Annotated in this window: 12 protein-coding genes; 4 read left to right on the top strand and 8 right to left on the bottom strand. The window is 43.5% G+C overall.

What is annotated here, in order from left to right; genetic code table 11:
- The first annotated feature begins 341 nt into the window (after positions 1 to 341).
- From WDY75_RS15320 to arsC, 3 genes are all read left to right on the top strand, one after another.
- Positions 342 to 668 (top strand): metalloregulator ArsR/SmtB family transcription factor, encoded by a 327-nt coding sequence (locus WDY75_RS15320; RefSeq protein WP_006210287.1) that lies wholly within the window; start codon positions 342 to 344, stop codon positions 666 to 668.
- A 79-nt stretch (positions 669 to 747) separates the two neighbouring features.
- Positions 748 to 2043, top strand: coding sequence for an arsenical efflux pump membrane protein ArsB (locus WDY75_RS15315; RefSeq protein WP_063480744.1), 1296 nt, complete (start codon positions 748 to 750; stop codon positions 2041 to 2043).
- Between the two features lie 25 nt (positions 2044 to 2068).
- Positions 2069 to 2488, top strand: coding sequence for an arsenate reductase (thioredoxin) (gene arsC / locus WDY75_RS15310; RefSeq protein WP_063480743.1), 420 nt, complete (start codon positions 2069 to 2071; stop codon positions 2486 to 2488).
- Between the two features lie 171 nt (positions 2489 to 2659).
- Here arsC and WDY75_RS15305 read toward each other — a convergent pair whose 3' ends face one another.
- The 8 genes from WDY75_RS15305 to WDY75_RS15270 form a co-directional block, all read right to left on the bottom strand.
- Positions 2660 to 4006: an FAD-binding oxidoreductase gene (locus WDY75_RS15305; RefSeq protein ID WP_063480742.1), complete on the bottom strand. Its 1347-nt coding sequence runs from the start codon at positions 4004 to 4006 to the stop codon at positions 2660 to 2662.
- Positions 4007 to 4276: 270 nt separating this feature from the next.
- Complete coding sequence (locus tag WDY75_RS15300) at positions 4277 to 5428, bottom strand: collagen-like repeat preface domain-containing protein (protein WP_063480741.1); 1152 nt, start codon at positions 5426 to 5428, stop codon at positions 4277 to 4279.
- Between the two features lie 233 nt (positions 5429 to 5661).
- Positions 5662 to 6342 (bottom strand): hypothetical protein, encoded by a 681-nt coding sequence (locus WDY75_RS15295; protein WP_063480740.1) that lies wholly within the window; start codon positions 6340 to 6342, stop codon positions 5662 to 5664.
- A 112-nt stretch (positions 6343 to 6454) separates the two neighbouring features.
- Positions 6455 to 7375 (bottom strand): protein phosphatase 2C domain-containing protein, encoded by a 921-nt coding sequence (locus WDY75_RS15290; protein ID WP_063480739.1) that lies wholly within the window; start codon positions 7373 to 7375, stop codon positions 6455 to 6457.
- Positions 7376 to 7503: 128 nt separating this feature from the next.
- Positions 7504 to 8850 carry a lytic polysaccharide monooxygenase gene (locus tag WDY75_RS15285; RefSeq protein WP_063480738.1) on the bottom strand — a complete coding sequence of 449 codons (1347 nt, stop codon included), beginning with the start codon at positions 8848 to 8850 and terminating at the stop codon, positions 7504 to 7506.
- A 500-nt stretch (positions 8851 to 9350) separates the two neighbouring features.
- Positions 9351 to 9986: a Vat family streptogramin A O-acetyltransferase gene (locus WDY75_RS15280; RefSeq protein WP_063480737.1), complete on the bottom strand. Its 636-nt coding sequence runs from the start codon at positions 9984 to 9986 to the stop codon at positions 9351 to 9353.
- Between the two features lie 71 nt (positions 9987 to 10057).
- Complete coding sequence (locus WDY75_RS15275) at positions 10058 to 11266, bottom strand: DUF2812 domain-containing protein (RefSeq protein WP_063480736.1); 1209 nt, start codon at positions 11264 to 11266, stop codon at positions 10058 to 10060.
- Positions 11247 to 11600, bottom strand: coding sequence for a PadR family transcriptional regulator (locus WDY75_RS15270; RefSeq protein WP_006210302.1), 354 nt, complete (start codon positions 11598 to 11600; stop codon positions 11247 to 11249). Before WDY75_RS15270 ends, WDY75_RS15275 begins: the two co-directional genes overlap by 20 nt.
- A 168-nt stretch (positions 11601 to 11768) precedes the next feature.
- On the opposite strand from WDY75_RS15270, the gene WDY75_RS15265 reads away from it, so the two are divergent.
- Positions 11769 to 12347, top strand: coding sequence for a class I SAM-dependent methyltransferase (locus WDY75_RS15265; protein WP_006210303.1), 579 nt, complete (start codon positions 11769 to 11771; stop codon positions 12345 to 12347).
- The last annotated feature ends 97 nt before the right edge of the window (positions 12348 to 12444 follow it).

Here is a 12444-nt window from a genome sequence, read left to right as displayed (position 1 = left end):
GAGCGCTTCCTTCTCACCGTTCATGATGACATTAAAAAAAGCAGGAAAGCCGCCAGGCAGTCTATACTCTTCGAATGTGAACCAGCAATGACATAAAACTGAAAATCAGGATTTTTTCAATTTGGCTGACGCCGTCTCCAAAAAAGCCCATGACGAAGGACATGATCACAAATAAGATACCGCCTATATAATACCAATTTCTGCTATAAAATTTCATATCCAGTCTCCCTTTTATTGGTTGAATTTATGGAAGCTTCAGCTGCTGTCTCAGTTGATTTTTAACGGATATCCGAATATTATATAAGTATTCACTTATATTTAATGGGCAAGGAGGTGTTGAATTGGAGCAGATCCACGAAATGGTCGAAAAGTTGAAACTGTTAAGCGATGGTACACGTCTCACCATTTTGGCTTTGCTGAAGGACCGGGAGTTTTGCGTATGCGAGCTTGTTGATATCCTGGAGATTTCTCAGCCTGGTGTGAGTCAGCATTTACGGAAGTTAAAATCCCAGGGCCTTGTAAAAGAAGATAAGCGCGGACAGTGGGTGTATTACTCCTTGAATGTAGATGATAAACCCTATATTAAGTCAGTACTCGAATACACACCCGATTCGAGGACTATTTTAAACGTCCTGAATAAGAAAGATATAACTTTCATTTGCAAATGAGTTTTTTGCGCCCTTTATATAAGTACATAGTTATATAATGATCGATGAAATACTGACTTAATCATTAACGGAGGTCGTAATGGTAACTGTTATTTTAGCATGTATTATTTTTTTGATTACCTTAACTCTGGTCATTTGGCAGCCTCGAAATTTATCCATCGGATGGTCAGCTTGTGGCGGTGCTGTCCTTGCGTTGCTTGTAGGAGTAGTTAATATCCAAGACGTCTGGGACGTAACTCAAATGGTCTGGAATGCAACCCTGGCTTTTGTCGCAATTATCATCATTTCTTTAATCTTAGATAAGATTGGATTTTTTGAATGGGCTGCGCTGCATATGGCACGAGCTGCTCGGGAAAGTGGCATCCGTATGTTTGTGTACGTCAGTGTTTTGGGCGCTATCGTAGCTGCATTTTTTGCAAACGATGGAGCAGCGTTGATTCTGACACCCATCGTGTTGGCAATGGTAAGGGCGCTTAATTTCGATGAGAAAAAAGTATTTCCCTTCATCATTGCGAGTGGATTTATCGCGGACACCACCTCACTTCCGCTCGTTGTAAGTAACTTGGTCAATATCGTTTCCGCTGATTTCTTTGGGATCGGGTTCACGGAATACGCCAGTCGTATGATCATACCGAATTTGTTTTCTTTGGTCACCAGCATCTTGGTCCTGTACCTCTTCTTCCGAAAAAGCATCCCGCGGCAATTTGAAGCCACTCGCCTGAAGAAGCCAGCTGATGCCATCAAGGATCCCTTGATGTTCCGTATTTCCTGGTATGTCCTCACGCTTCTATTGTTCGGGTATTTTATTAGCGAGTTTCTTGGTATTCCAGTGTCCGTCATAGCAGGTATCATAGCTTTTATGTTCCTGCTATTTGCTCAAAGGAGCCGCAGCGTCCCAACTCAAGAGGTTCTCAAAGGAGCTCCCTGGTCCATTGTCTTTTTCTCCATTGGCATGTATGTCGTGGTGTATGGACTTCGAAATGCAGGGCTTACAGACCTGCTGGCACAAGTAATACAATCCGTTGCAGATCAAGGATTGTTTGCCGCTACAATGGGTATGGGGTTCATTGCTGCGATTCTGTCATCTATCATGAACAATCTGCCCACTGTTATGATTGATGCGCTCGCTATTGACGCTACCCAGACGTCTGAAGCGATCCGAGAAGCGCTGATATATGCTAACGTAATCGGTTCTGATTTGGGACCAAAAATAACACCTATCGGCTCATTGGCTACCTTGCTATGGCTTCATGTGCTTTCCAACAAAGGGGTTAAGATTTCTTGGGGGACATACTTTAAAACGGGGATGATCCTCACGATCCCGACATTATTTATTACTTTGCTGGGGCTTTATCTGTGGTTAACTGTTTTGTAATTCAGATATAAGGAGAAGATCCATCATGGAGAAAAAAACGATATACTTTTTGTGCACAGGTAACTCATGCCGGAGTCAGATCGCAGAAGGGTGGGCAAAAAAACATCTGGGAATTAGCTGGAATGTTTACAGCGCGGGTATCGAAGCACATGGCCTGAATCCGAATGCTGTTCGAGCTATGCATGAGATTGGCGTTGACATTTCAGACCAAACCTCCGATATCATCGATCCAGAACTGCTATATAACGCAGATTTGGTTGTGACGCTGTGTGGTGATGCTGCGGATAAATGCCCTGTCACTCCACCGAACGTAAGAAGAGAACATTGGGGGTTTGATGATCCCGCCAAAGCCCAAGGAACAGATGAAGAAAAATGGTCAGTATTCCAGAAGGTTCGGGATGAGATTGGTCATAGAATTCAACGGTTTGCCGAAACGGGTGAATGAACTAGAGATAACAAATAGAACAAGCCGGTGAGCTGACCCCAACTGTTAGTGTGTGTCTCTAACAATTGGGGTCAGATCATCCCTAGGGCTTGTTCTTCGGCATCTAACCATCAATACATATCGAACCGCTTGAATCTCACTGCCTTAACTCCGATGTTAGCTGCTCTGTCCTTATTTAGCTGGAGGAATGCTCTGCGGATTGTTAAATACATTATTCGGATCGTACTTCGCTTTCACTCTTTTTAATCTGGCGTAGTTCTTTCCATAATAGACTGGCCCTGAACATTTGATGCCTTGGTCCGGAACGTTAATATAGGAACCTACGATGTAAGGCTGCAGTTTCTTCCTGGTGTTCCGAGCTAAGGCGATATTTCTGGCAGCATGGGATGGCTTCACCCATGAGCTGTTCCATTCAACGTAAAATTTGGGTTTTCGCCAATAGAATGCGGTGGCTCGAGGTGCGATACGACTTATGGCCCCGCCCCAGTTCAGGAAGTAGAAGCCGGCTGGCGTGCCCCCTTCAGCTTTTTCTAAGAATTTACGTATGGTTTTGTAAGCTTTATTCGGAAATGGGCGTTTGCCAAAGCCGCTGGAGAACTGGTTACTGAACCTTTGCGTAAGCACTGGATCAGGGGCTAGCAAAAACTTCGTTGCTTCCCTGTACGGCAGGTAACGGATCGTTTTTTGAGTCGGTGTACCGACGCTAAGAATAGGCTCCAACTGACGAAGCGCCTCGCTTTTTGACCCGAGGTAGACCCCCAGCATGCTGACATTCCCGCCTTTTTTGGGACCGACACTTAATTCGCTGCCGAGCTTAGTGCTGGCGTTAGGAGCCCATACCTGCCATTTCTTCACGACTTTCTCGAACTGCTCCCATGGCCAGATGATGCTGAATACGGTAGCATTAGCCGGAGCGCGCAGCACTTTGAATTTGTATTTGGTGTAGACACCGAAGTTGCCACCGCCACCACCGCGGGAAGCCCAGAGGAGATCGGAATTTTGTTTCTTATTCGCTCGAATGATTCTCCCTTTCGCGTCCACCATTTCGAGTTCGATCAGATTATCGCTGATGAGCCCCGTTGTCCGCTGCAGCGGCCCGATTCCACCGCCCGGCGTAATACCGCCGATCCCAACGCTCGGACTATCGCCAAATGGCGCCATATAGCCTTGCCGCGCCAGCGTATCCACGATTCTTCCTACCTGGTTCCCTGTCTCCACAACGGCTGTACCGCTCTTTTTGTTCAATTGAATCTTCTTCATCTCGCTAACGTCGATGACAAGTCCTCCATTAACCTGTGAAAGATTGCCCTCCAGGGCATGCCTGCCACTTCTCGGACGTAACGGGACATTATTCTTGCGAGCCCAGCGGATAGCGTTTGCCACATCCTGTGTTTTCTGAGCGAATACGAACACTTTCGGATATCGGTCCGTATGCGGATCCCAGTTCTTGCGGGCTGCTTCATAACCAGGGTCTCCCCTAAAAATCACTCGTCCTGTAAGCTTAACCTCTGATCTCATTTGATTTAACCGACTCCTTATTTGGAATGAGTATGCTTTTTATCATAAAGTTAGGCAGATTCTATATAACGTATGTAGGAACGTGATGTGGCGTATGGGCTGGAGCGGATATGCAGCTTGCGTCAGAAAAGTTCTTATCGTCCGTCATTTAGACATTCAACCCATGGTGTGAATAACCAAGTCAGACTAATAAGGCCGTGCCATTATTCAGCGCGGCCTCCACACCTATCATTGAAAACCTTTACGCATAGCGTCTATTAAATCATAGAATCAGGGAATGGTTGTGCTTAGTTTAAATAATGTAATACCTGACCTTACAACTGGTTGTGTGGCGGTTCCGGTATTATTCAGGTTAACATTTAATGGAGATGTATTACGGATCCTGATGATATCACCAGAACTCAATCCAGCTACTACCAATGTCCAAGTTACCGGTTGAACCCCTAGATCTCCTGGACCAGCAGTACTACTAGTTAAAGTGCCACTACCCACGATATGAGTAGTACCATTAAGAAGTAAATCAAAGCTGGGTAGAGAAGTAGGCGGCGAGAATGGGCTTACAAAATAAGTTATATGATAGACACCAGGATCATTAATTTGAACACCGCCCCCTACCAGTGCAAGACCTGAGCTATTGTTTATAGCACTTGTAAGAACAACCGTTCCGCTTGGTGCCACTGTACTATTTACCTCAGTGTAAAATGTACCGAATTGAGAGGACACTGTTCCTGTTGCCCCAGTTCCACCTGTTGCTCCTGTTTCCCCTGTTGCTCCTGTTGCTCCTGTTGCTCCCGTTGCTCCCGCTAATCCCTCAGCTCCTGTAGCTCCCGTGACACCTGCAGCTCCAGCAATGCCTGTTGGGCCCTGCGGTCCTGGTGGTCCGGGTACGCCTTGAGGTCCTGTAGGTCCAATAACATTAATGTTTACTACGTTATCAACGATATTTTGGATATTATTTATAATTTGGGTGATGTTTTGTTGAATTTGAACGTTTTGGGTTATTTGTTGAACTACTAGAACGATATTTACCAATAATTGGCTGATTTGAATTGCTGTTGAGACCACAACAAATGTAGGAGCAGTAAGGAGAAGGTTCAGTTGAATTAACAGAAGTGCGCGTGCGGCTGATCGCATATTAAGCGAACGTACAAAATCGGCTAAAGCCCGAATATTGTCTTTAAAAGCTAAGATATTCTCAGGTGTCGGATCTGTTAATACACGTAAGGTATTGACGTTTAATTCCTCAAGGATTCCAATTAATGTCCTTAGTCGGTTGGGCGAGATAGATGATTGTCTGCAAAATTTTATTCGCTTTTTACAGTCCAAGACAATACTCTTTTCTATTCGGCCAATAGGTTTCCGATATTTAGAGCATGTGTTCCTTTCACATAAGCGGGCCTTCTTCTTGTTATGGATACCCACACATGTATCCTCCTCTATGTTGAATTTGCCCTATTATATTCTAGGTTGTTATCTAAGGGTTGTTTTATAGCCTATGAAAAAAGCCTATTCATTAGGTTCGAAACCAGGCACAGCCGTTTTCCGACTCGCTCGGATTCATCACCATTAAAATTAATGAGCACGAAAAATAGAGCGAATTCATCGTAGTATCAAAAAAAACCAACTCTGAAAAAGAGTTGGTTTTCTGAAATCATTCAAATCCCTATTTTTTCTAGCTTTTCAAAAACGCCATCCACCCATACTTGGTCATCCCATCGTTTGGGATCTTGAAGTTTTCTGACAGCGGGATGTCCTGTTACAATCGTATCCACACCATCTTTGTTGCCAAAGTATAAATCCACGATTTTTAATGCCTTGTTTTCAGCTTGAACTAACAGCTTGAGGCTCATTCCAGCACCTTGGTTCGAAAAAGGCAACTCCACGAAATACAGGTTGCCATCAAGTTTCTGAAGTTCTGCTTGTTTAAATTCATTTTCCAAACCGAAAATGAACCTGACGGCTCCCTTCAATTCCTGCCTTTGTTCCAACTCTAACATGGTATTTGTGTACTCAAGAAGATTCCCGTTCGATATGTAATTGTTAAATGAGACTGTTTGTTGTTCTGCAATAGCACCGGTATATAAATTCACAAAAGCTTTTGCGAATGCGACAACGGTTTCTTTATCATCATCACGAATTTGACTCCCTAGAATTGAAAATTGTTGATTGGCCAGGTCCCCTAAGATCTCTGCTGCTGATTTCTCTGGTAGCTCCAAAGAGGCTTCCTCACCTGATGGTGTATTCTTCGAGTTCGTAATCTGTACGGATGCAACTGCTAACATAATAACAATTGAGAATAGAAGCAGCCAGAATCTTGATCTTCTATAATTCCACACGCTGTTTAATCCTCCCTTTTACATTTACCTCTCCAGCTTATAACCTGTTTTCAACAAGTTATCGACCTTGTATTGGCACTAATCCATTCAAATCAGCTGCCGCGGTATTCTTTTAGCTACACTCGTCAGGTTTATCGCTTTGAAAATGAATCACCATTGCGGTCTTGTCATCCGATTTCTTAAATCGGATATGGTTTATACACTCTGGGTCGCTATCTTCAAGTTCCAGTAACTCTTGAGTGTACAGTTTGATACCTTTTGTTAATATTTCATGGGCAACAAAGCTCCAATACGAGTTCTGTTCAGGCACGACACTGCTCGGCAAAAACATCCCGTCGGTCATCAAAATAATATGTTTCAGACCTGTCAGATTAATTTTTCCGTATTCGAGGAAACGCACGGCATTCTTCTCCCCATTGAGGACTCCGTAGCCTCCATCCGTGTTAGACTGATATCTGTTCTTGGTTATTGTATCAATCACGGTTTCATGAAGCTCCTTCTGGGTGTTCAAGCCCCTCGATATTCCTTCCTGCCATTTAGCGAATGCCGGTGCTTCTAAGTGAGAAACTTGTCTCCAAGTTAAAGGGCGTACCTCTCCATTATCATACACGGCCAGAATCATGCAATCCCCCGTCTGTATGAATTCCACACCATCATCCTGAACATGTAGGATGGACAATGCCGCTCCCCAAAGCTCTTCTTTTTTCTCCAAGTCAATATTTGCAAGTACCATTTGTTCTCTAAGAAGATTATTGACCTCAACTATATGGTCCCTTAGACTTCCAAGTTCAGCAAGAGATTCGAAGTAGTCTCTTAACAGATTCGCTGCAATAAAACCGCCAGTTTCCTTGTTGGTGTTTAAGTAGGCTGTCAATGAAGATACTCCATCCACAACTCCGTACACATTTGCTGTGGGATGAGAAATAACAGCATCCTCGTTTAGTAGCCCAACGCCTTTTTGGGTGATAACCTCAAAAGTTACAAACAACTTGTCACTCCGTTCTCCAATCTCATAGTCACACTTCTTATTCATACACTCTATCCATAGTTCAACATGGATGCCGTACTATCCTGCCCGTAAGCAGCTACAACAAAATGGCGGGCAGCATCTCGAACATGCTTTCCCGCCATTTATAGATAGCTCGTATGATATCCCTTATACTAAGGGATCAGTTTCCACACATCAACACCTGGCGCTCCAGGTGTTTCACCTTGTGTCCACCATTTTGCTTCATAGTTGGAGCCGTTATGTGTGACTTTGGTTCCACCTAGATAGGCTGTAGAAGAATTCCAAGCAGGATAAGTGGTTGGAGCTGGGGGTGTACTTGCAGTCAGAACGTTGCTTGCAGCGGATACATTGCCAGCGGCATCAACGGCTTTGACAGTAAATTGATAAAGGGTATCCGGCGTCAAGCCAGTCACAAGATGTTCGATGGTCGCTCCACCCGAGACTGTGGCTACCAGCGTATTGCCTGCAAAAATTTGATAGCCTGTCACTCCTACATTATCGGTAGAAGCATCCCACATGAGAGGGATCGTTGTGGATGTTCTGGTTCCCATGACATGAAGATGGCCTGGTGCTGTTGGCGCCTCTGTATCTGGACCCGTCACAGGAAGCGTTGTAAAGGAAACGGCATTGCTCGCGGCGGAGATGTTACCGGCTGCATCAACCGCTTTAACCGTCAAGTTATAGGCAGTATTGGCTGTAAGACCCGTTGCGTTGAAGGTTAATGCACCGTTAGTCGATCCAATTTGGTTGGAGCCGTTGAAAATGCGGTATCCAATTACACCTGTGTTGTCTGTAGAAGCATTCCAAGTAATCGTTGCGCTTGTTGTCCCAATATTGGATACTACAGCCGCTGTAGGGGCAGTAGGTGCGATATTGTCAACGCTACCACCGAAATCAACGTCAATTACATTATAGAAGGCATTTAGCGTGTCCGAAATTTCCCAGACCGCTAGAATGACTTGATATCCGGTACGACTTGGTACGTTACAAGTGTCCGAATAGGTACTGCCAGGCAATTGACCGTTGTAAGGCACCGTACAGAATGGAGTTAAGTCGAAGGAATCGCGAGTTAACGGTGCATTAGGGTTCCAGTTCTGCTTCGTGATGTAATATTTCCAGCTCGCTGTTGCATGCGGTACTTTAATCTTCCAATTAAATGTGTTTGAACCCGGTGCTATGTTCACTTTGGACCAACGCGTTGCCGACTGCTCGTCAAGCGGAGAGAAATGCTGTACGCCTGCGCTTGCAATTTTCCCATCGGCAGGGCCTCCGGCCGGAAACCCTTTATGAGCTTCCAAGCTATAGGGCTCATAAATAATCAATCCACAGTTTTTATTAACGTTGCTCTCACAGAGTCCTGCACGACTGTTGGTCACATTTCCGTGGGCGGAAGCTTGTTCCGTAAGCAACAGCGACATTGCAAATAAAAGCATGAATATAATTCCGCTAGTAATCAGCATTCTGGACTTATTAACACAAAATAAACGTACTTCAGGCATCATGAATTCCTCCATTATTATATTTTGTTAATCTGAGAGCCCATAGCTGCTTGTAACTCACCTCCTATTTAAAATAAACTTCCAAACCCTCAATCCCTATAAACACTACCGCCTCCTTCATGATCACGAAAATATATATAAACTCACATGGGAGCTTATATTCGTTCGTTCCACACACAAGCTGGGAGAGGTTCGAAGAGTTGGTAAAATCTTCGTTGATCGAACTCTATAGAATATGCCAAGATGCGTGAATGTGGATGAAATCGAGGATTCTATGAACATGCAGAATGGGGCCATGAAGTATGGATTTAGTTAACCCGACTAAAGATGGAGGACTGTCTTGAGCGCAAATGGAATGTTATCTACGGCTGTCGGTGCTTGGTGCCAAACGCGTAATACAATTAAACCATATTTTTCCTGTATTAGAAAGTATATCTTTACTCCACCGAACAGCAAAGTGGGAAGCCTTATTCTCGACTTCCCACTCTGTTTATAATGAGTTATTTAATTTCCTTGATTATTGTAAGATCCCCGCTGCATAGGGCTTCAAGATTATCAAAAATTTTACGAGCTGGCCAGTTCCACCATTTAATGGCCAGGAGATCATTGATGAGGTCGTCATCAAATCTTTTCTTAATTATTTTGCAGGGATTCCCGCCTGCAATATGGTAAGGAGGGACATCTTTTGCAACAACAGAGTTGGCAGCAATAATTGCTCCATCACCAATATGGACACCTGGCATTACGGTAACATTTTGTCCGATCCACACATCGTTTCCAATTACAGTATCACCTTTAAAGGGCAAATCTTCCAGTGCTGGAGTCGATCTCTCCCAACCATTGCCCATAATGTTGAATGGATAGGTAGTGACACTCTGCATTCTATGATTTGCACCATTCATGACAAATTCAATTCCCTTTGCTATTGCGCAAAATTTTCCGATAATCAGTTTATCTCCAATAAATTCATAGTGATGTGTGACATGCTTTTCAAACTCGTCAGCACCGTTTATGTCGTCATAATACGTATATTCACCAACAATAATATTGGGACGTGTTACAACGTTTTTAATATAGCATATGCTTTTAATTGCTTCATTAGGGTAGATTGCATGAGGATCAGGCCCATATTGCATATCCATGTCCCTCCTTCGTGTTTTAGTTAATAAGACGATGTTCTACTCCGTACGAGAAAACGCCATTATAGTCACATATTGTAATTATAACGCTTACTTAGTCGCCTGTAGTACAGCCAAGTCCTGATTGAGAACGAACCATAGATTAAGATTAATATGACAAACAAAATCATGTTTAAAAGTTCAATTTTATCCAGATTGTAGTTGAACATCTGATGAATATTTGCCCCTATGAATAAAATATTAAAAATGACTAATGGAATGAACATACAAGAATAGGTGACGGCTATACGTCTAGCATGTTTTAATTGATGTGATTTATCACTGTAGATTTGTGGTTCTTCCTCGCCCATTGAGTATTCACGGCTCCATAGAGTCCATTTTTGAAAGGATGAGGTGGAAACATAAGCACTCTTCCAGCCAGCATCTCTATGAATATCGAAGTAGCTTTCATCTGTATTATTTTGATAATCCGCGCAATAACTTATTTTGCGAGGACTTCCTATTTTAAAATAAAAAACGGTTCCTGTTTTACCAACACGAAAAAGATTAAGCCCCTGTTCTTCCATTGCTTCAAGCCACTTTTCAAGCTTATCCGGAGCATACATCCATGCAATTCTTCTCTTAACCACTAGTTGACCTGAACGCATTAACCACTTCTCTTCATCCTGGCTTAACCTTCTTTCAACGGTGCCGCTTCCCTGGAGTTTCTTTCGATGTGTGTTTTCTGCGATCAATTTCTTGTTGATCTTGTTAATTTTCATAACAGAATAAAGTGCAAGTACCCATAGGGCAATTCCAATGCCCATTGAACTGTATGTTAAAATCCAAAGAGGACTTTCGACAAAATGAACCGGTACATCTTGAAAAAACAATGTCGAGCGGATGATAAGATTAAACATAACAATGATCGTTAAATAGATTAAAACACTTGCGAAGATGTACCCTATCGACTTATTGTGCTTGACTATGCCTTCGCGTACTGGGAAGGTCTTAATTAATTCCTGAGGTTGTTCATTCGCCGTTACATACCACCTTCCACTTTGCAGAATCTTCACCCATCCATCATCTAATAAAACTTTAGAAAGCAAATGGGGTTGGATTTTGTCGAATCCGATCCTGTACGTTCTTTTTCTCGGCTCAGCTTGCTCAAAGATAAAAAGCCGTGTACCTTTATTTATTTTCACTAATTGGTGACCCTTTTCCGCCATAGAGGAGAGCCACTCTTCGGTTTTCTGTACATCATAACTCCAGAATGGCCTAAAAATCTTTGTTATCATAAAAACCCTCCCCATATTTCAATGCATTCTGGTACAGCTCTTTAAGTCTGTCGATCTCAGCCATGATTAATTTTTGTCCGATCTCAGTCACTCCGTATACCGTTTTTCTTTCCTCGTCGGCAAATACGGTTATTATCCCGTCTTTTTGCATTTTTGTTAAAGTTCCGTATACAGTACCTGAACCTAATCGGATTCGCGAATTGGAAATTTCCTCCACGTGTTTAACAATTCCATATCCGTGACGCGGTTCAGCCAAGGACAGAAGAATATAAAAGGCCGTTTCAGTCATGGGTATATATTTTTTCAGCACTTTTTCAATGTCCAGAATTTCCACCTCACTTGTCTTTGTATTGTTCAACTATGTCACAACTATATATATCACGTCACGACTATATCACGTCGTGACATAAAATTCAACACTGCCTATTTGGACCTGGGGGAGCTTCTCTTGTTATGATGTAGAAGTAAAAGCCTCTTATTTTAAATACAAAGGGTTGAGGTTATGGTCATATTTCAATTCATACTATGGTTGATTGCTCTGGTGACACTTATATTGGTGGTCTCCATCGTGCTGGTCAGCTGGAAAAACGGAATCTCGCCCATGCCTGCATCCAGTCATGTCAGACAGGTCGTTATTCAGGAAGTAAACCGCATTCCCGGTTACGGTAATGTGATTGAAGCGGGCTCCGGGTGGGGAACGCTGGCTCTGGACGTGGTCAGGTCTTGTCCTGGGAAACGGCTTACGGGTATTGAAAACTCACTCGTCCCCTTGTGGTCATCGCAGCTGCTTGCGTTTGTAAATGTCCGCATTCGACAGACCAGAGGCAGTCGGAATTCTCTGGAGGGACGGCTGCGATTCATTCGTGGCGATATCTACAGCCGTTCATATGAACATGCGGATTGTGTGATCTGTTATTTATTCCCCGGAGCGATGAATCTTCTCGTGGACAAATTCATCCGGGAACTGCCGGCTGGTGCCAGGGTGATTAGTGTCTGTTTTGCTTTGCCAGGCAAGGTACCGCTGCGTACCATCACGTGCCGGGATGCGCTATGCACCAAGGTGTATGTGTATGCTTTTTGATGAATGAGCTGTTCCTGATGGGGGAAAGAGGATTGATTGCTTAGTAGTATGACTTGCTATAGATTCATCCGTAATATGAGCAAAAGCAGCCGCTCCA

The sequence above is a fragment of the Paenibacillus glucanolyticus genome (genome assembly GCF_037333485.1).
Classification (GTDB): Bacteria; Bacillota; Bacilli; order Paenibacillales; family Paenibacillaceae; genus Paenibacillus_AQ; species Paenibacillus_AQ glucanolyticus.
The sequence above is the reverse complement of the archived record's forward strand: the minus strand, read 5'-3'. Positions and strand labels throughout refer to the sequence as shown.

Excerpts from the sequence above, each read along its gene's own strand:
- WDY75_RS15315 (WP_063480744.1), top strand. The coding sequence starts at position 748 with ATGGTAACTGTTATTTTAGCATGTATTATTTTTTTGATTACCTTAACT.
- arsC (WP_063480743.1), top strand. The coding sequence starts at position 2,069 with ATGGAGAAAAAAACGATATACTTTTTGTGCACAGGTAACTCATGCCGG.
- WDY75_RS15290 (WP_063480739.1), bottom strand. The coding sequence starts at position 7,375 with ATGAATAAGAAGTGTGACTATGAGATTGGAGAACGGAGTGACAAGTTG.
- WDY75_RS15265 (WP_006210303.1), top strand. The coding sequence starts at position 11,769 with ATGGTCATATTTCAATTCATACTATGGTTGATTGCTCTGGTGACACTT.
- WDY75_RS15275 (WP_063480736.1), bottom strand. The coding sequence starts at position 11,266 with ATGATAACAAAGATTTTTAGGCCATTCTGGAGTTATGATGTACAGAAA.
- WDY75_RS15305 (WP_063480742.1), bottom strand. The coding sequence starts at position 4,006 with ATGAGATCAGAGGTTAAGCTTACAGGACGAGTGATTTTTAGGGGAGAC.
- WDY75_RS15280 (WP_063480737.1), bottom strand. The coding sequence starts at position 9,986 with ATGCAATATGGGCCTGATCCTCATGCAATCTACCCTAATGAAGCAATT.
- WDY75_RS15285 (WP_063480738.1), bottom strand. The coding sequence starts at position 8,850 with ATGCCTGAAGTACGTTTATTTTGTGTTAATAAGTCCAGAATGCTGATT.